The following is a 23,639-nucleotide window of genomic DNA, read 5'->3' as shown; positions in this document are numbered from 1 at the left end:
CCGGTGCCGGGCTTCTGATCCGGAATTTTAAGCCCGGCACCGGCCGCCCGGCCTTCAGGGGGTTGGGGGCAAAACGAAACCAATAAATTAGCCATTTACCAATAGTTTACTTCAAAAGCTATGAAAGCAACGCCCGAACACGACGAGCGGATGGCGAACATGACGTTCGCTTCGGTGTATCCGCTCTATGTCACTAAAGTGGAACGAAAAGGCCGGACCAAAGCCGAACTAGATCAGGTCGTCGAATGGCTGACCGGTTTTGATGACCAGAAAAGGCAGGAACTGATTGACGGGAAAGTGACATTCGAGACATTCTTTCAGCAGGCCCGGCTCCATCCGAATGCGTCGCTCATCACGGGCGTCATTTGCGGCTACCGGGTCGAAGAAATCGAAAATCCGCTAACGAAACAGGTCCGGTATTTAGACAAGCTGGTCGACGAACTGGCGAAAGGCAAAAAGATGGAAAAGATATTGCGGAATGCTTAAGAAACCCCAAAAACCGGACATCCATCTGCAGTCATTTCAGGACGAAAAGCCGGAAACGAACAACCCATGAGAAAGCTAATTGCTGCCATCAACATGACACTGGACGGTTTTTGCGATCACACAGCCGGGATTGTGAACGACGAAACCCACCAACATTACAATGAGTTGCTACAAGACGCCGGTGCCCTTCTCTACGGCCGGGTAACCTATCAACTCATGGAAAGTCATTGGCCGAATGTCGTGCAAAATCCCACCGGTAACCCACTAATGGACGAATTTGCCGTTCTGATCGACATCATTCCCAAGATTGTTTTTTCCCGCACCCTTCAAGAGGTTACCTGGAAAAATACAAGCTTGAAAAAGGAAGTCGCGGCAGAAGAAATTCTAGCCCTCAAGCAAAAACCGGGTAAAAATCTGTTGGTGGGCAGCCCCGGTTTAATCGGAACCTTCATGCAACTGGGCTTAATCGATGAATACCAGTTGGCCATTCACCCAATGGTTGTAGGCAGCGGCTTACCCTTATTTAAAAACGTCAGAGACCAAGTTGACCTGAAGTTCCTGAAAACCAAACCATTCAAGTGCGGTGTTGTCATTCATTATTACGAACCAGCCCAATTGAGTGCATAGTTAACGTGACCGGTGTTCATGACGAATGCAAAACAATGGTTCGAGGGTGCGATCCGGCCAGAAATTGCTATATTTGAATTATGACAAGCTATCAGATTGACATACTGAACCCAAAAGCAACCAAACTTCTACAGGATCTTGCGGACCTGGACTTAATTGCTATTCGACAAACAACAGAAGACGGTTTTCTGAAAATCGTCAATCGGCTACGAACAAAAGCTGCTGATAATCCGCCGTCTTTGGAAGACATCACCAAAGAAATTGAATCGGTCAGAGCCAAGCGGTATGCCAAAAAGAAAGCATAGGGTAATTATTGACACGAATCTTTGGATTAGTTTTTTGCTAACCAAAGACTTCTCCAAATTTGATCAGGTATTTGCAGATCAGACACTTATTTTACTTTTCAGTCAGGAGCTTCTGGACGAATTCATCGAAGTAGCAAGGCGACCAAAGTTCAAACGGTATTTCTCTCTCACCGATCTGCAAGATTTAGTAGAACAAATCAGTTTACGGGCAGAATTTGTAACCATCGCCAGTGAGGTAACTATTTGTCGTGACCCAAAAGATAATTTTCTGTTAGCATTAGCCATCGACGCGAAGGCCACCCATTTAATCACCGGTGACAAGGATTTACTTGACATTCAAAAGTTTGAAAGTACCACTATTTTGACGATTGCAGCGTATTTAGCTGACAAGTAATCAGCTCAAAGTTGGTCTTCATCAGGTGTCTAAGAACCCAAATTCAACAACAATCGGGGAAATTAAAATGGCAACGGACGGATTTAAAGTGACCATCCACATGGTTTCGAGTCTGGATGGAATTATTGCCAAAAAAGACAATAGCGTTGGGTGGTTTGAAACCGCCGACACCTACGAGAAAGGGGTTTCGGGGCAAGACCCGCAAGAATTTCTGAAAACCATCGATTGCTACATCATGGGCGCCCGAACCTACGAACACGCCCTGGAACTCTCAAAATCGTATGGCTGGGCGTATGGTGACACGCCAACCTTTGTCGTTACAAACCGAAACCTGCCGGTTGAAAGGCCGAATATTGCGTTTTACGCGGGCGACCTGACCTACCTGGTGGAACGACTAAAACCGCATTACACAAACGTCTGGCTCGTCGGCGGTGCGGTGCTGGCCTGCGAGTTCATTCGGTTAAAATTGGCGGACGACATCCGGTTATCCGTTTTGCCGATTATTCTGGGCGACGGAATCCGGTTTTTTGATCAGCTCGAAGAACAGGCCCTGCACCTGAAAGACGTGACCGCCTACAAAAACGGCATGGTGGAACTGTGGTACGAAATCGCTACCCCAGCCGGGAGTTAATCCGGGCCGGGATAGTGACCTCACAGAGAATCGGTTACGGTTTTAATAGCTTCAACGTCACCGTTCGCGAACCGCTGATCGCCCGCAGGAACAACAGCCCCGCCGGTTGCCCACTCAGTAATACGGTTTGCCGCTCGACCAGCGCGGCTTTTTCCACCCACTGCTCCGCCACAGGCTGGCCCTTCAGATCCGTCAGCGCCAGTCGAACCGGCTGGCCTTCAGCACCCCGGATTTCCACCGTCACCCGATCCGAAACCGGATTGCCCAAAACCGTCACCTGAAAATCCGTAGCATCAGACGCCGACAACCGAACCGGCGCGGGCGGTGAACAGGCCAGCGGTTTTCCGGAGTCTTTCAGGACGTAATTGCTGCCCGACACCCGTGCGCTGATCAGCCGGGACGTATTGTCCTTCAAAACCGTCGGCACTTCAAAACTGTAGGCATGAACGCCGTTGCCCTTGCCCGCGTTCAGGAGATCCACCCGGTAAATGTTGGCGACCACACTGCCCCAAACCGTACTGCCGGTGTAGAATTCCACCGTCAGCGGAGCATTCGGTTTCTTGCGGTCCCAGACCCAACCCCGAATCGTGCCACATTCTACTTTGTCGAGATAGCCTTCGAAATCACCCGTGACTACCGTCGTCGATCCGGCTACGGTCAGATTAATACTTACGCTGTTGGTGGCTCCCTGCGGATCCGTGGCCGAATACGTCAGGACAAACACGCCTTCAACATCGGGTTTTCCGTTGATTTGACGCGGGCCGCTGGTGAACGTCAAACCACTGGGCAAACCCACCAGACCGTAGCTGAGCGTGCCGCCTTCGGGATCGGTGAAAACCGGTAGGGCTGTCGTAAAATTAACACCTTGCTGGGCGGTCAAAGCCGCAACGGTAGGCGCAACGGGCGGTTTATTGGCCGGGGGCGTACCGGTTTGACACTGAACGGTTTTTGGACCGTCTTTCAGCGTAAAACCGCTGCCCGAAATCCGCGCCGAGAGCGAATGTACCTGCCCATTTTTCAGTTCGTCCGGAATCGTCCAGCGGAACGCGTGAATCCCGTTGCCCTTCCCGGCATCCTTCAAATCCTGCCGAAACTCGTTGGCGGCAAGGGTGGCTTTAAACGTGTCGCCGTCGTAAATATCAACCGAGAAAACCGTATTGGGTTTGTTGCGGTCCCAGGCCCAGCCCCGGAAGCTGCTGCAATCGGCGCCGTACAGAAAACCGTCGAAGCTGCCAGTCACCGTCGGGGCCGGTGTGACGATGACGGTGAAGGAAGCCGTCGGGCTCGTGCAACTTCCCTGCTGGCAATACACGGAATAAGCAAACGTTCCGGTGGTGGAAGTTGGCACGGAAACCGGTGAACCGCCGGGCGATCCGGGACCGGTCCAGACCAGCGTACCAGCGCAGCCATCGGCGGTCAGCGAAACCGCCGTGTTCTGAAGAACCGTCAGTGTTCCCGCTCCGGTAGCCGCCGGACTGCTGCCGAGCGTCGGGGCCGGGATTGACGCTGCGACGGTCACAGTAGCCGAAGCCGTACTGGAGCAGTTGCTGGCATTGGTCACGGTGACGGAATAGGGTCGATTGGCCGTTGCATTCATTGATGCTGGCGGTCATTGCGCCGGTATCCCACAAATAGGAAACCCCACCCGAAGCCGTCAGGGTAACGGACTGACCGGCGCAAACTGTCGGCGAAGACGGTGTCACACTCGCGGAAGGCAGGCTATTGACGGTGATAGAGATCTCTTTTTCCTCGAAACACCCGTTTTCGTTCGTGACTTTGACTTTATAATTTCCGGTCGCCGTCACACTGATGGCGGCTGTGGTTTCGGTAGTGTTCCACAGATACGTACCTCCGCCCGAAGCGGTCAGGGTAACCGATTGCCCGGCACAAACTGCGGTGGCCGAGGCCAAAATCGTAACCGTAGGATGAGGTATGACGGTCAGGTTCAGGGGTTCAGAGGTGATGGAACCACCACACGCATTACTCACCACCATGCGGTATTCCCCGGAAGCCATATCCGAATTATATACAAAGGCGGAAGCATCACCATTGGTCGTATACTCATCGTATTTGACCCCATCTTTGTAAAATTGATAAGTAACGGGCCCCTTGCCGCCTAAACCAATTACTTGCTGTGTACTTGAATACGAGTGGCCCGTGGGAGTCGCGCAGATCGTAAAACTCATGGGCGCGGGATTGATAAAAAAGAGCGCATCCGACCCGCCCTGAAATTCGGACGCTCCCCGGTCGATAAACCCGTCGTAAACGCGGGTTTTTCCGGCAATATCCTGATCCGGACCGCTCACGGCCGTGTAGGAAGCCAGGTTGCCGGAATTGATGGCAAATGAGCACGCGGTTAATTGCAAATTTCCGTTTGCTTCGTCCACAAAAGCCGGGCTGGCGTTTTGATTGGCCAGGCCGGGAAGCTTGTCCTGATTGATGGTGTACGCAACGTTGAGCGTCCCCGCCCCACAATATCGAGCCCGTCATTCCCCTGAATGTCACCATCATACAGGGGGCGGTTATTCCAAAGAATGCTATTCGTCAGGGTGAGTGTGCCTTCGTTCCGGATGGCATTTCCGTAGGTAGACCGGTTTCCCACCAAAGTACAGTTGATCATGGTGACCTCGGAATTCGAAATGGTAACGGCTCCCCCTCCTACACTTTCATCCGTTGCTGTATTATTGAAAAATACGCAGTTAATCAGTAGCGGCTGACCAGCGCCCTGAGCGTAGAAAGCTCCACCACCGGTAGACGAGTTATTGGCGAAATAACAGTTGCGAATGATGGGACTGGACCTCACACCACAGGCCTCGACACTATAAATTCCACTCCCAATGGCGTCATCATATTCTCCATCGGCATGCCCATCGCTAATAACAAACCCGTCCAGAATGGTAGAACGGTCAGAAAATGCAATTCCTACAACGTGATAGGAATTATCGGATGGATCGCCGGAATTGCCAATTTCCCCACTGAGCGTAGTTGAAGAAGGATAAGTCAGCACCCGATCGGCGAGGCTTGTCTCATCGCCATTAAAACCGCCGTAAATGGCAACGCCGGTTTTTGTAATGTTAAACGAATGCCACCGCTGATCACCCGGCTTATAAGTGCCTTTCGCTACCCAGATTTGATCACCCGATGACGATTGATCGATCATTGCCTGCAGACTCCCCGAAGCATCTTCCCAAACCAGTCCTTCACCGCTTCCTCCTTCTTTTACGTACCGGATCGTCTGGGCCTGAGCGCCGGTCAGCCCGGCGACGACCCAGACTTGTGCAAACAACAGCAGGAAAATAAGTTTGCGGCCAGCCCATTGGCCGCGTAACTGTAAGGTGTGCTTCATAAGAGAAAGGTTTAGAAGAGAGAAATGTGCAATCGGAACAAAACCGGTGGAAAGAGTTGAACGTGTTTACGAAAAGAGCGTCAGTGTGCGGTAACTCTTCGTTGACAATAGCAACCAACGTGTAACCTATACGTTACAATTTCCCCCGCGAAAGTAACAAAACTATTGATCATAAAAATAATATTTCTTACGAAATAGTAAGTGACCGATCCGCTTCAGCAAATACGCCCGGGTACCATTCTAACGGCTTGATTCATAAGGCACACGGTCGCCAGCAACCTTGATGTCTTTGACCCTGAAAGTAGAATCCCTCCTATGGTGTCCGGCCAGCAGTCGCCGTCGCCTGGTTGTAGGCTTTCAGGCAATCATCAAGCGGCTGGCCCTGGTTGTGGATGCAGTCACAGAACTCGCGGCATGCCTGAGGATTTTCGCTGTTCCGGCATTGCGATTGGCAATCGGATAAGGTGTTGCGGGGCCTGATGGTGAAGACATTGGTCAGGATCAGGCCCACCAGGAAAACGGTTGCCGCTACGCCCGCAAAAAAAAGAGTCGGGAATTTTGTCGTAAGGGCTTTTTGATCGGGCAGACTCGCCGGAACAGCGGGGCGGTTAAAGGGAAGAATGAACTTTAGCCGGTCGTAATACCAGCAAAGCAGGTATAAATTGGCCAGCACCATCAGCGGAGACGACAGCAGCGACCCATCAAAACGCACCGCTAACGACAGGATACAGATATTCAGGATGATCGGGAAATAGAGGACGGCACCGAGCACCGCCGTGCGCGGGATCAGCAACAGAACAGCCGCCGTCATCTGCAAAATACCGATGAACGTGTAATAATAACCGGTATGGTGCAGCGCTTCCAGATAATGCCCCATCGGATGGTTATTCGACAAATTGGTAAACCGCTCACCCATAATTTTCACAAAACCCGAGGGTAAGAAGCCAGCAGCCAGCGCAATACGATTAAAAACCGCAAAATACCGCAGCCACTTATTTTGCTTTACCTTATTATGCAGTCGATCCAGTGTTAGAGATATATCCATCGGTTTTCAGGAATTAGGTACGAATATAACTAAAAGTACTTTGTATTTAAAAGTAAGTTTTTCACATTCTATCCTATTCCGTTTGAAACAGATCCAGTCATTACAAATTGGCCTTATTTTCTGGCTTTACTGATTTGATAATCAATTGTTTACATTTGCCTGCAAAAGCAAAAATATCTTTTACAAAACTGCTGTCATGACAACAAACCGGCTTGTTGATGAACTGAGCAAGGCCAATCTATCGCCGGAAAACATTGAGAAAAGAATCGGTTTGGGGAAACGGGTCGAAGTGAAAAACCAGGCCCGAACTCTGGCATCTAAAAGCGCACCTAAGGGCCCGCTGGAAAGACGGAAACGACGAGCAGACGGCCTTTTTCACAAATGGCACAGCAAACCGGATTTGAAATGACGACAAACGTCAAATCCGATCATTCTTCTTTTAAATCTTTCTCACTGAATCGTATATTTCGACAATAAGCTGGCGAAAAAATAGTAACTAGGGATTCGAATTTGATTCCTTTTTTCGTACCGGGCCAGACTACCAAAATAACCCATCAGCGCGGCCAAACCGGGGCAATAATCTCTAAACAACAAAAACAATCGACTGAAAATGAGAGACCTGATCAACAACAACGACTTGAACGGCATTCGGCAGGCCCTTTCTGCGCACCCGGAGCTCGCCAATGAAGGACTGCCTTACGACGCGCAGAACCCGAAGAAAGCACACCCGCTGCACCGGATTTGCGACGGCGTATTCGCGGGCCATTACACCGACGAAGAGGCTGTTGAGATGGCTAAATTGTTTCTGGAATACGGCGCCCGCGTCGATGGCGATGCGTTGGTCGAAAAACAGGACAGTCCGCTGGTTGCTGCAGCAAGTCTCCACGCCGATCAGGTTGCCATTTTGTACATCGAGAACGGCGCGACGATCAATCATCCGGGTTGTCACGGCGGAACGGCTTTGCACTGGGCTGCGTGGTGCGGCCGACCAAAAGTGGTTAAAAGGCTGCTGGCAGCGGGCGCCGAAATCAACCGGCGGTGCATCGATTTTGAAGCCACGCCCCTGTTCTGGGCCATTCACGGATTGAAGCACGGCGGCACCAATAGTTTGCCCGACTGTCTGGAATGTGTTACTTTATTACGCCAATCGGGAGCGGACAAAACCATTCCCAATGGTAACGGAACAGCCGTTGCGGACCTGCTCACGGATACCGATGGCGAATTGAAGGAAGCGCTGCGCTAAAATTCGATCAGCCTGGCAAAACTCTGATTTAACAAACATGCAGGACGTCATTAAAAAGCTGAAATTCAAGGGCAGCGGCCTTGTCATCAACGCACCGGCACCGTTGGAAGCAGGATTTGTAAACCTGGGTTTCAAAACCGCCTTCGACGAAACCGCCAGAAGTGCCAATACGCTGGTTTTTGTCACGAATAATCAGGAATACCTCGACTTTTTGAACCACCACCTGAAAACCGTCGAACCCGACAGCGTGTTGTGGTTCGCCTATCCGAAAGGCACGTCAAAAGTAAAAACCGACATCAACCGCGACAGCCTCCGGCTAACCGGTGAAACGTTTGGCATCACCACCGTAACCGCCATTTCCATCGACGACACCTGGAGCGCCCTGCGATTCCGGCCCATCGACAAAGTGGGAACCTGACGAACACTTTCGTGAGCTTCTATTGTATATTGGGGCGTTTTAAGGCTCTTAAAAATGACCGGTTTTTCCCAGTTCGTTAAAAGGAATGGGTTTTTCGCCTTTTATCGCTGCTCGCTCCTTCTGGTTTTTGCCCTAACCGGTCATCCGCTACTGGCGCAAAACGCGCCTGTGCCCGCAAACTCCAGATACACCATCACCAAACAGCTATTGTCCATTGAAAATGGGCTGGCTTCGCACGAGGTGTTTTGCGGGGTGCAGGATACCGCCGGTTTTTTGTGGTTTGGCACCCGCAACGGTCTGAACCGCTACGACGGAAAAAATTGCCTGCTTTTCACCCGGCAACGCCATCAGTTACAGGACAATAAAGTGGTGCAACTGGCCAAGGACGACGCCAACCACCTGTTCATCGAGTACGGCAGCACCGGTTTTCAGCTCACCACCAACGGCAAAGTGGACGTAATGGATGTCACGACGCACGAAATAAAAACGCTGACCGAAACTTTTCCCAACATGCCGTTTAAGGAGCGGGATGTCTACTGGATCGCGAACGACGGCAGCGATGAACTCAGCTTTTTAACCATTTCTCCCTTCCGGTTTTGGAAATATTCGTCCAAAACCGGGTTTCGGCTTCGCTACGAAATGAAGGGCTGGAACCAGTCGAACGTCTCGCTCGACAACCGGATCAACTGGCAGCTTAGCACCTTCGGCAACGGCAAAGCCTTATTGAAAATCAACAACCAGGCACCCCAGTATCTCGTTACGAACGATACGGTTTTCACCTTTACGCAAACCGATGTGCTGCGCTCCCTTCCCATTGGTTTTACCCGGAAAAACGAACTAGTACTTACGTACAATACCCAGGGCGACACGCAACACTTTACAGTAAGTAAAGTCACCGCCAAAGGCCGGTTTGAATCCGTGCCGGATTTGGGGAAATACCACCTGAATGCCATAGCAGGCCGTTACTGGTATCAGATCGTAACCGCAACCAACAGCCTTTCGTCTATTTTGTACATCGGCACCGACGCCCTGTATCTGTGGACGGAAAACGCTTTTTTGAAAGTGCTGTCCAAACCGGACCTCAAGGGCTTTGAGAATCTGTTTCTCTACAGCCTTTTTCCGGATAATCTGGGCAACATATGGCTGTGTACCTCGCTCGGGGTTTTACAGCTGAGAATCGAGAAAAACCGCTTCGAGCCCTATTTTTCCAGCAGCCAGCAATCGATTCAGGCCAACAGCCAGGCCCGGGGCATTTATGCGGATAAAACCGGTCAGGTCGTTGCCAACATCTGGTCCCACACGTTCCGGCAGCAGAACGGGAATAAGCAGGCAGTGACCGAAGCCACGGAGCAAATCAAATACGCAGTGGCGAATCATCAGTCGGCCCTGTATGTCGGAGGCTTCAGCTTGTTTCGGTACGACGAAACGAAGAATACCCTAATTCCCGTTCCGGGCGGATTGGGTTCGGAAATCTGGTCGATGTATTCATTGAACGACAGCCTGTTGCTGCTGGGTCGAACCACCGGTTTTTCCCTTTTTAATTCCAAAACGCAGCAATTTGATTCCATCCCGACGCCCAATGGTCCCCCCGCCAAATTCGTCTACCGGTTTCTAAGGGACAAAACCGGCACGATCTGGGCCGTGGCAGAGAACGGTTTGTTTAAGTTGACCGCGGACGATCGACCGCCGACCATTGACCGCCGACCATCGACCGCCGACCATCGTCAATCGTCTGCGGTCAATGGTCAATCGTCAACCTTCCATCGTCAATCGTCAGCGGTCAATCGTCAATGGTCAATGACCAAAATTCACTCCCCGGCCATCAATGCGCTCAGCCTGCTCGATGCTTATCAGGATGCCGACGGGGTTTTCTGGCTGGCGACCAACGGCGAAGGCTTGTATCGCTGGGATTCCAAAACGAACGCAATCCGGCAATTTACCATCACCGCCGGTTTTCCGTCCGATGTGCTGTACCGAATCGAACCTGATGAATTTGACCACCTCTGGATCAGCTCCGATTATGGCCTGATTCGCTTTCACCGGAAGTCGTTTGCCGTCAATACCTACACCATCGCCGATGGCATTTCCCACAATGAATTTAACCGCACGTCATCGTTCAGAGCCAGCGACGGTCGGTTATTTTTTGGCGGTCTGGACGGTATCAATGCATTTTATCCCCGGGATTTTCGGGCCGATACCAATTTGCTGCGGGTGCCGCTGCGGATCATTGCGTTTAACCAGTTTGTCGGTTCGCAAAACGAGCTGGTCAACAAAACCGCCGAATTGCTGCGTACCTCGAAAATTACTTTATCGCCTGATGACCAGTTTTTTACCCTGGAATTTCAATTACTGGATTTCACCAAGGAAGAAGGCCACCGGTATGCCTACAAAATCGAAGGAATCGACCAAAACTGGAATTACCTGAACGAAAACTCCCTCCGGATCAGCGGGTTACCGTACGGCACCTTTACACTGCACCTCAAAGGCCAGAACGGCGAGGGGGCGTGGAGTACCCGCGAATTGACGATACCGCTGACGGTTTTGAAACCATTTTATTTGCAGTGGTGGTTCATCACCGGGGCCGCGTTGCTGTTTCTGCTGGCGGTTTACCTATTCATCCGTTTCCGGATCAAGCAGTTGGCAGAAGATAAACGAAAGCTGGAACAGACGGTCAACGAGCGAACGGTCCAGCTCAAACAGTCACTTTCGGAGCAGTCGGCCTTATTGCAGGAAAAGGACGTCCTGATGAAGGAAATCCACCACCGCGTCAAGAATAATTTGCAGGTGATTTCGGGCCTGCTCGAGTTGCAAAGCAAGGGTCTGACCGACGAAACCGCTCGGGAAGCGCTGCGGGAAGGGCGAAACCGGGTCCGCAGCATTGCCCTGATTCACCAGAATCTGTATCAGTTTGAGAACCTCAGCACCATCGACCTGAAGCGGTTTGTGAGTGATTTGTGTCGGCAGATCCAAAGTGTTTTCCAGAAACAAAAACCGGTGAACATCCACCTGAACGTACCGGATTTGCACCTGGACATCGACTCGGCGGTCCCACTCGGCCTGATTCTGAATGAGTTACTTTCCAATTCGTTTAAGTATGCGTTCAATGCCGTGGCTGCCGGTGAAATAACGCTGGAAATTCGATCGAAAGCCGAAGGCCGCTACGAATTGCAGTATACAGACAACGGACCCGGTTTGCCGAGCGATTTTGATCCAACCAAAACCCTCGGTTTACAACTGGTCAATGACCTGAGCCGACAGATTGGCGGGAAAGTGCAGTATTCGACTCAGGGTGGTGCCGCTTACACGATTCAATTTACCAACCGCGAAACGCGCAAAAACGAAGACTAAAGTCCATGGCTGTTTTGAAAATAGGGATTGTCGAAGATGAACTGGTGATCGCCCGAACCATTTTACACACCCTTGAAGAGCTGGGATATGCATCCTGCGGTCCGGCCATTAATTACACCGAAGCGCTGGATTTACTCGAACAGGACAAACCGGATTTGTTATTGCTCGACATTCAACTGGCCGGCCGAAAAGATGGGATCGATGTGGCGCAAAAGCTCAACGAAATGCATCCCATCCCGTTTATTTTCCTGACGGCCAACAGCGATCCCGAAACCATTGACCGGGCTAAAATCGTCAAACCGCACGCATACATTGTCAAACCGTTCACGAAAGAAGAACTCTTTGCCGCCATCGAAATCGCGTTCAGCAATTTTACGGGAAACCAGACGGACGTAAAACCGGCACCGGCGGCAGCGAATCCTGCCAAAAGTTTTGTATTTGTGAAAGAAGGTTATGTGTTTCGGAAAGTCTATTTTAATGACCTGCTTTTTCTGGAGAGCGACGCCAACTACGTGACCCTGCACCTGAAATCCCACAAGAAAATCATGGTCCGCTCCACCATTCAGGATTTTGTGGAACAACTGGACCCATCCCTATTCATCCGGATTCACCGGAGTTATTCCGTCAATCTGAGTCTCATCGAGGAAGTTTTCCCGACGGAAATTGCCGTTCAGGGGGTTAAGATACCGATTGGCAAATCGTACCGAGGTGAATTGTATAAAGCGTTGGGACTTGAAAATGACCATTGACCGCCGACCATTGACGATGAAAGATTGACCGCTGACGATGGACGACTGACGATTGACCACCGACCATTGACGATTGACCATTAACGATGGATTCTTGACCAATGATGAGTGACTATTGTTAGTAGTCGATCGTCAAAAGTCAAAAATTAACCGTCAATAGTCCGCCGTCAATGGTCAATCGTCAGCGGTCAATGGTCATTTAACTCCCCCACCATGCCCTTTAAATTTGAAAAGCTGGAAATATGGAAACTGGCCATCGAATTCGCGGACGAGGTGCATGTCGTAACCCGGAGATTTCCAAAAGAAGAACTCTTCTCCCTTACCTCCCAGTTTAAACGAGCAGCCGACTCGATTTCCCTGAACATTGCGGAAGGTTCCATTGGGCAATCGGATGCCGAACAAAGGAAATTCATTGGATATGCCATTCGCTCCCTGGCCGAATGTGTGAATTGTCTCTACCTTTCTCAACGAAGGACATATATTTCTCCCAACGAATTTACCCTTTTCTATAAACGCTCCGAAGAACTCTTCGCAAAACTAAACCGGTTCAGGACTAGCATTGATGGTTGAATTTTGACGGCTGACCATGGACCGTTGACCATGGACCATTGCCAAACGGGGATCATCAACTGTCAACATTAACCGCCAATCTGCCATCGTCAATGGTCAATCGTCAATGGTCAATCGTCAGCGGTCAATCGTCAGCGGTCAATCGTCTGCCGTCAATCGTCAACAAGCAATCCCCAACCTCCCCTTATTCATCCCTACTCAACCGCATTCGTCCCTTTTTTTTGGCAAAACCTCCAAACGGTAACATGTTTGGGTTCGCTATGGGATTGCTGGATCTGGATAAAATCATCATCAAACGAACGATTCTGGGCATCCGGTGCAGTGCCTGCGGTGGGAATCTGGTGCTGACCCATAAACAATCCATTGCGGGACGGGTGTTGAAATTGGCATCGTTTGGCACCTTGTCGCCCAAAAATTACGAATGCGAAAGTTGCCGGAAAAAATACCTGCTTCTGGAATAACAACCCGCGGCCAACAGTACAATCATTTTCAAACCCTCCAATAAAATAACGGCTATGAGTCTTCGATTAGGTGACATTGCTCCTGATTTCCAAGCGGAAACGACCCAGGGAACCATCCAGTTTCACGAGTGGATGGGTGACGGATGGGCCATTCTTTTCTCCCATCCGAAGGATTTTACACCCGTCTGTACGACGGAACTGGGCTACATGGCCAAATTGTCTTCCGAGTTCGAAAAACGGAATTGCAAGGTCCTCGGCCTGAGCGTCGATCCGGTGGAGAATCACCTGAAATGGAAAGTCGATATTGAGGAGACGCAGAACTACCCGGTCAACTACCCGATGATTGGCGATTCTACCCTGGCCATCGCGAAACTGTACGATATGCTGCCAGCCGACGAACCCGGCACCTCGGAAGGCCGAACGGCGGCCACCAACCACACCGTCCGGACGGTTTTTGTGGTCGGCCCCGACAAGAAAATCAAACTGCACCTCACCTATCCGATGACCACCGGCCGCAATTTCAACGAAATTCTGCGCGTGCTGGATTCGATGCAGCTCACGGCGGCCCACAAAGTGGCGACGCCGGTCAACTGGGAAAATGGCGACGATGTGATTATCGTTCCGGCGGTGTCGGATGCGGAAGCCAAAGAAAAGTATCCGAACGGCTGGAAAACCGTAAAACCGTACCTGCGGATCGTGCCTCAACCGAGCAATTAATCCGATTCAAACCTTCACCGGTTTTCCCTGCGTTCCGGCAGTTTCTTCGGAACGTAGGGAGGCCTCATTTCTACAATAACCCTGAAAAAACGATGGAAATCGCTCCAAAATCCATGCGGGTCTGGTTTGCACTGGTCAGCGCCATCATCTGGCTCGGCATCTATCTGACCGGTTTTTCAACGGTCCACTGGTTTGCTTATGTACCGGCAATCAGCTTCCTTTTCTCGGCCATAACGGGGCTTTGCCTACCGCTGTCGGCTGTCTTAAAACTGTTTGGCGTTAAACTGAAAATTACGCCCATCGGATCATCCAACTAAGAACCGCACTATGAAATTACGTGTCCTAGTGCTTGGGGCCGGTTTTGGGGGGCTGGAATTAACCACCATCCTCTCGGAGGCCATTGGCGACAAGCTGGATCTGACGCTGATCGACCAGCACGATTCGTTTTACTTCGGCTTTTCGAAACTGGATGTCATGTTTGGTCGGAAGAAGGCCGATGCGGTCAAAATTCCGTACCGAAATGTCATCAAACCGGGGGTTCGGTTTCGGCAGGAAACCATCACCGCAATCGATCCGGTGGCCAAACGGGTAACGACACAAAGCAACACCTACGAAGCCGATGTGCTGGTGGTGGCGCTGGGGGCCAATTACGACCTGGCTGCTACACCCGGACTGGCCGAAGGCGGCAATGAATATTACTCCTTTGAAGGGGCCGAAAAGTTGCGGGAGGTGATTCCGACCTTTACCAGTGGTCACGCTGTGGTCGGCGTATGCGGGGCCCCGTTCAAATGCCCGCCCGCGCCCAGCGAAGCGGCTTTGATGCTGCACGATTACCTGCTCAAACGCGGAGTTCGCGATGCCTGCACGATCAGCTTAATCATTCCGTTTGGTTTGCCGATTCCGCCCTCGCCCGATACGTCGAAAGCCCTGCTCAAGGCGTTTGACGAACGGCACATTCAGTTCATTCCCCAGCGGAAGGTGCGGTCGCTCGATGCCAGCCGGAAGGTCGTTAGTCTGGACGATGGGTCAGAACTGCCCTACAATTTATTCCTCGGGATTCCGAAACACGTCGCGCCGGAGGTGGTTCTGCAAAGCGGTTTGGCCGAAAACGGCTGGATTCCGGTCGATAAAGCCAGTCTGCTGACCAAATTCCCGAACGTGTATGCCGTTGGCGACGTGACCAGCGTGGGCACGCCCAAAGCCGGGGTGTTTGCCGAGGGAGCCGCTAAAACAGCTGCGGCCGCCATCATTGCGGCTTATCAGGGCAAAGAAAATTCGTCGGCATACACAGGTGCCGGTTCCTGCTACATCGAATTTGGTGAAGGTAAAGTGGGCCGGGTTGATGTCGATTTTTTCTCAGGGCCAAAACCGTTTGGTATTCACCACGATCCCTCCGATATGCTGGTTGTCGATAAAAACCTTTTTGGCTCCAGCCGAAAAGCCCGCTGGTTTGGATTGTAAGTACCAGGTTGAACCAGTTTAAAGATAAACTACCCCATTGTTTTTGATTTTTAACTGAATAAATCTAAGCCAATGCCAACGTATCTGGTTGAAATCCCACACTCTGAAAAAGTGTCAGAGTGTAAGAAAGTGATTAACGTCTTTTTGACCTCCGGTTCGCACATCATCTCCCACGCACATTGGGGCTGTAAGGATGGCATTCACAAAATGTGGTTTATCTACGATTTTGAGAATAAAGAAAGTGCCCTCCGGGCCATTCCACCCCTGATGCGCCCAGATGCCCAGATCATCGAGCTGGTTAAATTTCGGGTCGAAGACGTCCACCTGTATGCCGAAGAGTAACCGAGACCGCACTTCCGCGTTCTCTGGTAATTCACTTCGGGCGATTAATCCTTCCTTTCGTATGCAAGTTAAAAACCGGTGCTTCACTGCTCGGCAGCGGCACCGGTTTTCCCGCTAAGTCAGTATGAGCTCAATACCTGTCGAAATAGGTTGGGCAGATTCGGTATTGTGAAACAGGCAACATCCATGAGAAAACAACTATTTTTTAGTAGAAATACGATCATATGTAGGATTAACGCAAAGCGGTTTTGGCTTGTGCTCCCGATGCTTGTCCTGATAGCGGGTAACGCGCTCGCGCAGACCACCTGGACGGGTGCTTCCAGCACGGCCTGGAACGATCCGGGCAACTGGTCGGCCGGGGTGCCGGACGCGACCGACGACGTTATCATCCCCGACGTAACGAACGATCCGGTTGTTTCAACCACGGATGCCGTAGGTAAGTCCGTTCATATCGAACCAAACGGTTTGCTGACTATCAACGCTTCCGGCAAGTTGACCATCAACGGCTCAGCCATGTACACCGCCCCGTTTGACTTCACGGCGGGGTTGAATAACCAGGGCACTGTCGATAACAGCGGAAACCTTACCCTGGGAGAAACCGCCAGTGTCGGGATGTTTGCAATCATCAACCAGGGCGGTTTTACCAACAAAACCGGGGGGCAAATTCACATTGACCGCTCGACCGACACCGGGATTTATAACGCCAGCGGCACGTTTACCAACGAAGCAGCCATTACCATCGGCGCAACCGAAACCGTCGGACTTCACGGCATCTGGAACGATGCGACTTTCACCAATACCAGTGGAACTCTCCAGATCGATCGTTCCTCGCGTCGGGCAATGATGAACAACGCGGACGAATCCAAATCGATCAGTGCGTCCTTTACCAATTCAGCGACCATCACCATCGGGGCCTCGGCCACGGTCGGAAGTGAAGGGATCGAAAACCGGGGGACTTTCAGCAACAACGCAGGTGGAGTGATTACCATTGATCGCACCAGTGAGAACGGCCTGTACCACGCTTCGGGCACCTTTACCAACGCGGCCGATCTTACCATCGGCGCGACCGAAAGTGTCGGAACAAATGGCCTCAGCAGTTGGAATACCTTCAACAACAACGCGGGGAGTCGCATCCGGATTGACCGTGCGACCGCCTTTGGCCTCCTCCATGCTTCCGGGACGTTCACCAACGCAGCTTCCATTGTTATCGGCGGAGTGGCGGGTGGCGGTGTTACGGGTTTGGAAAACCGGGCTACTTTCAACAACCAGTCCGGCGGGGTGATTCAAATCGACCGGATCAGCAATCTTGGCTTCCATCATTTTTCCGGCACCTTCACCAATGACGCAGCCATCACCATCGGCGCGACCGAAAGTGTGGGCAGGTACGGTTTCTGGAACCGCGGAACGTTTAACAACAACGCGGCTGGCGACATTCGAATTGATCATGTAATACCCCAATCCGGCGAACGTCGGCCGACGGGATTTACGCACTCTTCCGGTGACTTCACCAATGCGGGAGACATCACGATCGGAGGAGTGGCAAACCCCGGTGAGGTCGGTCTCCTTTCCCAGGCTACCTTTACGAACAATTCGGACGGTGACATCCGAATCGATCGCACTACGATGACTGCCTTGGAAACGTCGGGCGGTTCCTTTGTTAATGCCGCCAGCATCACGGTCGGAGCCGTAGCCGCCGTGGGCCAGTACGGTCTTGCTCTTTCCGGCCCGATTAGCAACACCTTGGGCGGACATATTCGGGTTGATCGTACCACCGAGGCCGCTCTCTATAACCGGTCTTCTTTCAGCAACGCCGGTCAAATTACCATCGGAGCGTCGACGACCGTGGGGCAGTATGGCATTGAGAATCAGGGCAATTTCCGGAACAGCACGGGCGGAAAGATTGCCATCGATCGGTCCAGCTACATCGCCATCGTCGTCTTAAGTGGCACGTTTAACAACGATGCTGCCATCACGATCGGAGGAGTGGCCGGAGTGGGAACCTACGGTATTTCAAACCAAAAAATCTTCAACAACAATGCGGGCGGAAAGATTATCATCGATCGCACCGCCGATACCGGGATTTACCAACTGAAAGATACATTTACCAACTCGGCGACGATCACCATTGGGGCGTCGGAAACCGTGGGGGTTCACGGAATTTTCAATGAATCGACTTTTCTGAACAACGCGGGCGGGGATATTCATATTGACCGAACCACCACGGCGGCCGTGCGCAATTTTAAAGGCACCTTCACCAACGAAGCGGTCATCACACTGGGCGCCGTCGCAGGTATCGGAACGTACGGACTTTACAATCAGGCGGTTTTCAACAATAATGCTGGTGGAGCCATTCGGATTGACCGTTCCACCGATACCGGTTTGTTTAACCCCACCGGCGACGTTGCGAATGCCGCCGACATTACCATCGGCGCGTCGGCGAGTGTGGGAGCTTACGGTTTACAGAACAACGGCAATTTTAACAACCAGACGGGCGGGCACGTTCGGATCGATCGTTCCACCGACACGGGGCTTTATCACGCAGGCGGTTCGTTTACAAATACCGCAGGCATCACCATTGGTGCATCCGGAAATGTCGGCGGGCACGGTATTTTCAACGGATCGACGTTCAGCAATGCTACAGGGGGCGACATTCAGATCGATCGCGCAACACTGGCGGGCCTTCGGAATTTTACCGGTTCGTTCACCAATGCCGCCGGAATTACCATCGGCGCAACGGCCAGCGTAGGTTCATACGGTATTTACAACCAGACGGTTTTCACCAACCAGTCGGGTGGAGAAATTACGATCAACAACGCTGCGTCGGGGGTTTATCTCCAGGCGAATACCTTTGCCAATGCCGGAACGGTCACCATCGGAGCATCCCAAAATGTCACCACGCTACTCACCCAGGAGGGAGCTGGCAATTTCAGCAACAATGCCAATGGAACGTTCAAAGGCACGGGCACGATCGCGGCTTCGACCTTTACCAATGCCGGGGGAACGGTATCGCCGGGCTATTCTCCGGGGAAATTGACGTTCGCTGAAAGCAAGGATTTTACCAACAGCATTCTGGCCATCGAGGTAAACGGAACGGCCACCGCCGGTGTGAATTTCGACCAGGTCGTGGTCAACGGAACGGCCACCCTCGGCGGAACGCTGTCGCTTTCGGTCGCCTACGCACCTGCGAACGGGGATGAAGTCACGATCCTGACGGCCCAGACCGTTTCGGGGACGTTCAGTTCCGTGACCGGCCTTCCCGCCAACTGGACGGTTGTTTACACCGCCAACTCGGTCAAACTGATTTATGTAGGAGTTAATCCCGCGCCCAGCCTGAGCGGTTTTGCCGCCAGTTCTGCCGCTATCTGCGTTGGAAATCCGGTTACGTTCACAGCCACCGTCGGCAATGTTTCGGGCAGTTATTCTTATACGCTGACCAACGGCAGCACTTCGGTGACGGGTTCCGGCAGTAGCAATCCGTTTAGTCAGACGCTGGCTGTCAGCGGTTCGGGCGCGCAAAGTTTTACACTAACGATCAATGCCGATGGTCAATCCGCCACGGCCGTCAGCGGGCTCACCGTTCAGGAACTCCCCACCGCCACCATTTCGCCCAGTTCGGCAACCTTAACCTGTGCCAGTCCATCAGTAAGCTTAACGGCCAGTGGCGGAAACTCCTACCGTTGGGACGACAATTCAACCAATGCGATCCGTACTGTAACGAGTGCCACAACCTATTCCGTAACGGTCATCAACGGTAATGGCTGTTCAGCTTCTACAACGGTTCTGGTCAGTGGTAATGCGACGGCGCCACCGGTTCCCAACCTGACCAGCACCACGGTTGCCCAAGGCTCAACTACCGTGACCCTAACCGCCAGCAATTGCACCGGAACGCTCTCCTGGACCGGTCCGGGCGGGACATCGGGAACCGGAAGTATCGTGGTCTTAACCGGAACGACCGGAACCTTTGTCTACCAGGCGACCTGCACCGTCAATTCCTGCACCAGTGAACCTGCCAGTGTAACAGTCGTAGTAACAGCGCAGACTGTCAGCGGTTCGTTTGACGGTTTTATCTACGGCGCGGATTGCTCGACGTTCCGGGGCTGGGTCTGGGACCGCAACAAACCCACTACCGCCATCACCGTCGACATCCTCGACGGCAGCACGGTCCTTACTACCCTCCTCGCCGACCAGTTTCGGCAGGATCTGCTCGACGCGGGCAAGGGCAACGGAAAACACGCCTTCTCCTGGTCGATTCCGGACGAACTCAAAGACGGTGAACCGCATAGTTTGTCGGCACGGGTGACGGGCAACGGTTTTCTGTTGAAAGATTCGCCCAAAACACTAATCTGCCAGGTCAATCCCTCGGGCGGGAATAAACCGCCGAAGGCCCCAACACCAACGGTGCTGGTTGCTCCCGTGGTAGCGCAGGTTGGGGTTCCTTTTTCGGCTACGCTGGTGGCCTTTACCGATCCCGAAGGAAGCACCTTGAGTTACGGGCTGACCGGTTTGCCCGACGATTTGGGTCTGCAACTAACCAACCGGGTGATTAGCGGAACGCCCACCCGGGCGGGCACCTTTGTGTTAACGTACCGGGCTACTGATGATCAGGGCGCTTCGAATAGCGTGAGTTTTAACCTGACCGTGAATCCGGCAGAAACGACCGTGACGGGAAACTTCGATGGTTATCTGGACAAACTGGATTGCGGAGGCATCCGGGGCTGGGTCTGGGATCGGAACAAACCCAACACCCCGCTGACGGTCGAGTTTTATCTCGAAACCAGTCCGGGCACGGTTACGGTTTTGGGCAGCACGCTGGCCAATATCTATCGTCAGGATTTAAAGGATGCGGGCAAAGGCAACGGCGTCCACGCCTATAATTTCAGCCCGCCCGGCAGTGTTACCAATGGAACGATGGTTTACGCCCGCGTGCAAGGCTCCACCTTCCAACTGAAAGGCTCGCCCAAAGGCTATCAGTGCGCTCCGGCCCGGTTGTCGGCGGAGGAGAAACCGGCGCTTCAGGTTGTGGTGCTGGGCAACCCAATCGTTCGGAATGTAGTTGAATTCGAAATCCGGGGGGCGGAAGGTCAGCCGGTTCAGCTTCAACTTACGGATGCAAGCGGCCGTTTGGTTAGCACCCGCCAGATCAATGCGGCTAAAGCGATCGACCGCCAGACGCTGTCCGTTGAAAACCAATCGGCGGGATTGCTTTTTCTTCGGGTCGTCAGCGATCAAAACCGGGTAACCCTGAAAATTCAGCAACCGTAAGCGGTTTTGGGGTCGATCATTCAAATCTGACGTATCCTTCCAGGATTGATGATCGGCCCAAAATATCGCATCGAATAGTACCATTTGGGTCGCTTGACCGCCTTGAATCGTATCCCGGTCAAATTACCGGGCTCATCAACCTGAACTAAAATAGAGCTGCAACTGAAAATTTCTCGTACATTTGCAGACCTAATTAACGGGCAATCCTTCATGTGAGATTTCATTTCTTTCGGTAAAAAACAGCCCGCGAATCCGCCAGCCGGTTCGCAGGTATTCTTTACGTTTTAAAGAAAGAAAGGATGCTTCTTCTTCAGAATCTCACGTATATACATCCCAACAAGGATTTATTGTTCGAAAACATAAATCTTTCCATCAGCCGACACCACAAAGCCGCCCTAATTGGCAACAACGGTTCGGGAAAATCGACCTTGTTAAAAATCATTGCCGGTCTTTTAGCGCCGTCGGAAGGCGTGGTAAAAACCGGTTCGGTGCCTTATTATATTCCGCAGATCTTCGGGCAGTTTAACGACTTAACCCTTGCGCAGGTCCTCCAGCTTGAGGAAAAATTAACGGCCTTACAGGAAATCCTCGGCGGAATGGTGACGGAAGAAAACCTCGCCCGGCTCGACGATGACTGGACCATTGAAGACCGCTGCCGCGACGCGCTGCATTTCTGGCAACTGGACGGTTTCGATTTGTCGCAGAAAATGGAAACCCTGAGCGGTGGTCAAAAAACCAAAGTGTTTCTGGCAGGAATTTTCATTCACCAGCCCGACCTCGTTTTACTGGACGAACCCAGCAACCATCTGGATATGGCCAGTCGGCAATTGCTGTATGATTTCATTCAATCCACTTCTGCGACCTTGCTGGTGGTCAGCCACGACCGAAAACTGCTGAATTTGCTCGATACGGTTTTTGAGTTGAGCAAGCGCGGCATCGCGGTTTACGGGGGCAATTACGATTTTTACCAGGAACAGAAACGACTGGAAAACCAGGCGTTAAACGAGGACGTCAGAAACCGGGAAAAAGCGTTGCGAAAAGCCCGGGATCTCGAACGCGAATCCGCCGAACGCCAGCAGAAACTGGACGCCCGTGGGCGTAAAAAGCAGGAAAAGGCGGGCGTTCCGACCATCATGCTGAACACCTTACGAAACAATGCCGAAAAAAGTACAGCCCGTTTAAAAGGCGTTCATGCCGAAAAAGTGGGTTCTATTGCCCAGGAATTAACCGAGTTACGGAAGGAATTGCCGGACGTAGATAAAATGAAATTCGGCTTCGATCCGTCCCAGCTGCACAGGGGTAAAGTTCTGGTGACGGCCGACGGCATCAATTTCGGCTACGACGACCGGCAACTTCTCTGGAAACAGAACCTGGATTTTCAGCTGACCAGTGGGGAACGAATTGCGCTGAAAGGTCCGAACGGGTCGGGCAAAACGACCCTGATCCGGCTTCTGTTGGAAGAATTGAAACCCTCGATTGGCGCACTCAATCGGGCGGATACGAAGGCGGTTTACATTGATCAGGATTATTCATTGATCGACAACCGGCTTACGGTTTATGAACAGGCGCAGCGGTTTAACGAATCGGCCTTGCAGGAACACGAAGTCAAGATTCGGCTCAACCGGTTTTTATTTACCAGAGACACCTGGGATAAGCCGTGCAGCGCGCTGAGCGGAGGGGAAAAAATGCGGCTCATGCTCTGCTGCCTCACTATTGGCAATCAGGCACCCGACCTGATTATTCTGGACGAACCGACCAATAATCTGGACATTCAGAACATCGAAATTCTGACCCATGCCATCAACGACTACCAGGGAACGCTCGTCGTCGTCTCCCACGATCAGTATTTTCTGGAACAGGTGAACGTCGGACGCACGATTGAGTTGGAGTAAATATCAAAAATGGCCACAGGCAAATGGACGAAGGAAATCCGGAAACTATAAAACCAGCCGGAAAAAATTTCATCGTTTACGGCGGCAGTTCGTTTGTTTCCGCGCTCATCAAAGAAGACCTGATCGACGAATTCGACTTCTTCATCAACCCCGTCGCCGTTGGAAAAGGCTGGCCGATTTTCGAGAAACTGGACACGTTCCGGCCTTTGAAACTCAAAAAAGCAACGGTTTTCGATTGCGGTACTGTGTTGCTGAAATATGAGCTAGGCTGACTGCCCCCAACCCCCTGAAGGCCGGGCGGCCGGTGCCGGGCTTTAGCACGCCAATTAAAGCCCGGCACCG

The 23,639-nt window shown here is 52.0% G+C and carries 23 protein-coding genes; 19 read left to right on the top strand and 4 right to left on the bottom strand.

Translation table 11 applies throughout. The features are described 5' to 3' along the window. The first annotated feature begins 120 nt into the window (after positions 1 to 120). The 5 genes from GJJ30_RS31990 to GJJ30_RS31970 all read left to right on the top strand — a co-directional run bounded on the left by GJJ30_RS31990 (position 121) and on the right by GJJ30_RS31970 (position 2,443). On the top strand, positions 121 to 486 hold the full coding sequence (locus GJJ30_RS31990) for a DUF2200 domain-containing protein (protein WP_154179451.1): 366 nt from the start codon (positions 121 to 123) through the stop codon (positions 484 to 486). Positions 487 to 552: 66 nt separating this feature from the next. After that, the gene (locus GJJ30_RS31985; protein ID WP_154179449.1) at positions 553 to 1,113 is read left to right on the top strand and encodes a dihydrofolate reductase family protein; all 561 of its coding nucleotides are present in this window, start codon (positions 553 to 555) and stop codon (positions 1,111 to 1,113) included. An 80-nt stretch (positions 1,114 to 1,193) separates the two neighbouring features. Then, on the top strand, positions 1,194 to 1,418 hold the full coding sequence (locus GJJ30_RS31980) for a hypothetical protein (RefSeq protein ID WP_154179447.1): 225 nt from the start codon (positions 1,194 to 1,196) through the stop codon (positions 1,416 to 1,418). Continuing rightward, a complete protein-coding gene (locus GJJ30_RS31975) occupies positions 1,399 to 1,812 on the top strand; it encodes a putative toxin-antitoxin system toxin component, PIN family (RefSeq protein WP_154179445.1) in 414 nt (137 codons plus the stop codon). The genes GJJ30_RS31980 and GJJ30_RS31975 overlap by 20 nt, the downstream gene beginning before the upstream one ends. Positions 1,813 to 1,879: 67 nt before the next feature. Continuing rightward, on the top strand, positions 1,880 to 2,443 hold the full coding sequence (locus GJJ30_RS31970) for a dihydrofolate reductase family protein (protein WP_154179443.1): 564 nt from the start codon (positions 1,880 to 1,882) through the stop codon (positions 2,441 to 2,443). Between the two features lie 34 nt (positions 2,444 to 2,477). Here the strand turns inward: GJJ30_RS31970 and GJJ30_RS31965 are convergent, their stop codons facing one another. From GJJ30_RS31965 to GJJ30_RS31955, 4 genes are all read right to left on the bottom strand, one after another. Further along, a complete protein-coding gene (locus GJJ30_RS31965) occupies positions 2,478 to 3,683 on the bottom strand; it encodes a putative Ig domain-containing protein (RefSeq protein WP_310588446.1) in 1,206 nt (401 codons plus the stop codon). Continuing rightward, positions 3,583 to 4,830, bottom strand: coding sequence for a hypothetical protein (locus tag GJJ30_RS32645; RefSeq protein ID WP_310588445.1), 1,248 nt, complete (start codon positions 4,828 to 4,830; stop codon positions 3,583 to 3,585). The genes GJJ30_RS31965 and GJJ30_RS32645 overlap by 101 nt, the downstream gene beginning before the upstream one ends. Next, on the bottom strand, positions 4,800 to 5,789 hold the full coding sequence (locus GJJ30_RS31960; RefSeq protein WP_154179439.1) for a right-handed parallel beta-helix repeat-containing protein: 990 nt from the start codon (positions 5,787 to 5,789) through the stop codon (positions 4,800 to 4,802). Before GJJ30_RS31960 ends, GJJ30_RS32645 begins: the two co-directional genes overlap by 31 nt. 313 nt (positions 5,790 to 6,102) lie before the next feature. Beyond that, positions 6,103 to 6,834, bottom strand: a complete 732-nt coding sequence (locus tag GJJ30_RS31955; protein WP_154179437.1) for a DoxX family protein — start codon at positions 6,832 to 6,834, stop codon at positions 6,103 to 6,105. A gap of 196 nt (positions 6,835 to 7,030) precedes the next feature. Between GJJ30_RS31955 and GJJ30_RS31950 the strand changes: the two genes are divergently transcribed. The 14 genes from GJJ30_RS31950 to GJJ30_RS31885 all read left to right on the top strand — a co-directional run bounded on the left by GJJ30_RS31950 (position 7,031) and on the right by GJJ30_RS31885 (position 23,569). Then, positions 7,031 to 7,243: a hypothetical protein gene (locus GJJ30_RS31950; protein ID WP_154179435.1), complete on the top strand. Its 213-nt coding sequence runs from the start codon at positions 7,031 to 7,033 to the stop codon at positions 7,241 to 7,243. A gap of 201 nt (positions 7,244 to 7,444) precedes the next feature. Further along, complete coding sequence (locus GJJ30_RS31945; protein WP_154179433.1) at positions 7,445 to 8,077, top strand: ankyrin repeat domain-containing protein; 633 nt, start codon at positions 7,445 to 7,447, stop codon at positions 8,075 to 8,077. A gap of 37 nt (positions 8,078 to 8,114) precedes the next feature. Continuing rightward, complete coding sequence (locus GJJ30_RS31940; protein ID WP_154179431.1) at positions 8,115 to 8,495, top strand: hypothetical protein; 381 nt, start codon at positions 8,115 to 8,117, stop codon at positions 8,493 to 8,495. A 54-nt stretch (positions 8,496 to 8,549) separates the two neighbouring features. Continuing rightward, the gene (locus tag GJJ30_RS31935; RefSeq protein WP_154179429.1) at positions 8,550 to 11,843 is read left to right on the top strand and encodes a histidine kinase dimerization/phosphoacceptor domain -containing protein; all 3,294 of its coding nucleotides are present in this window, start codon (positions 8,550 to 8,552) and stop codon (positions 11,841 to 11,843) included. Between the two features lie 5 nt (positions 11,844 to 11,848). Continuing rightward, complete coding sequence (locus GJJ30_RS31930; protein WP_154179427.1) at positions 11,849 to 12,592, top strand: LytR/AlgR family response regulator transcription factor; 744 nt, start codon at positions 11,849 to 11,851, stop codon at positions 12,590 to 12,592. Between the two features lie 213 nt (positions 12,593 to 12,805). Beyond that, positions 12,806 to 13,162 (top strand): four helix bundle protein, encoded by a 357-nt coding sequence (locus GJJ30_RS31925; protein WP_154179425.1) that lies wholly within the window; start codon positions 12,806 to 12,808, stop codon positions 13,160 to 13,162. Between the two features lie 245 nt (positions 13,163 to 13,407). Continuing rightward, positions 13,408 to 13,623, top strand: coding sequence for a hypothetical protein (locus GJJ30_RS31920; protein WP_154179423.1), 216 nt, complete (start codon positions 13,408 to 13,410; stop codon positions 13,621 to 13,623). A 54-nt stretch (positions 13,624 to 13,677) separates the two neighbouring features. Then, positions 13,678 to 14,340 (top strand): peroxiredoxin, encoded by a 663-nt coding sequence (locus tag GJJ30_RS31915; protein ID WP_154179421.1) that lies wholly within the window; start codon positions 13,678 to 13,680, stop codon positions 14,338 to 14,340. Between the two features lie 92 nt (positions 14,341 to 14,432). Then, positions 14,433 to 14,657: a hypothetical protein gene (locus GJJ30_RS31910; protein ID WP_154179419.1), complete on the top strand. Its 225-nt coding sequence runs from the start codon at positions 14,433 to 14,435 to the stop codon at positions 14,655 to 14,657. A gap of 10 nt (positions 14,658 to 14,667) precedes the next feature. Continuing rightward, positions 14,668 to 15,801, top strand: coding sequence for an NAD(P)/FAD-dependent oxidoreductase (locus GJJ30_RS31905; RefSeq protein ID WP_154179417.1), 1,134 nt, complete (start codon positions 14,668 to 14,670; stop codon positions 15,799 to 15,801). A 72-nt stretch (positions 15,802 to 15,873) separates the two neighbouring features. After that, positions 15,874 to 16,143, top strand: a complete 270-nt coding sequence (locus GJJ30_RS31900; RefSeq protein WP_154179415.1) for a hypothetical protein — start codon at positions 15,874 to 15,876, stop codon at positions 16,141 to 16,143. 264 nt (positions 16,144 to 16,407) lie between these two features. After that, positions 16,408 to 21,405 (top strand): putative Ig domain-containing protein, encoded by a 4,998-nt coding sequence (locus GJJ30_RS31895; RefSeq protein ID WP_170299322.1) that lies wholly within the window; start codon positions 16,408 to 16,410, stop codon positions 21,403 to 21,405. A gap of 299 nt (positions 21,406 to 21,704) precedes the next feature. Then, positions 21,705 to 23,297, top strand: a complete 1,593-nt coding sequence (gene abc-f, locus GJJ30_RS31890; protein WP_154179411.1) for a ribosomal protection-like ABC-F family protein — start codon at positions 21,705 to 21,707, stop codon at positions 23,295 to 23,297. Between the two features lie 23 nt (positions 23,298 to 23,320). Next, complete coding sequence (locus tag GJJ30_RS31885; RefSeq protein WP_154179409.1) at positions 23,321 to 23,569, top strand: dihydrofolate reductase family protein; 249 nt, start codon at positions 23,321 to 23,323, stop codon at positions 23,567 to 23,569. The last annotated feature ends 70 nt before the right edge of the window (positions 23,570 to 23,639 follow it).

The sequence above is a fragment of the Larkinella terrae genome, from assembly GCF_009668025.1.
GTDB lineage: Bacteria > Bacteroidota > Bacteroidia > Cytophagales > Spirosomataceae > Larkinella > Larkinella terrae.
The sequence above is the reverse complement of the archived record's forward strand: the minus strand, read 5'-3'. Positions and strand labels throughout refer to the sequence as shown.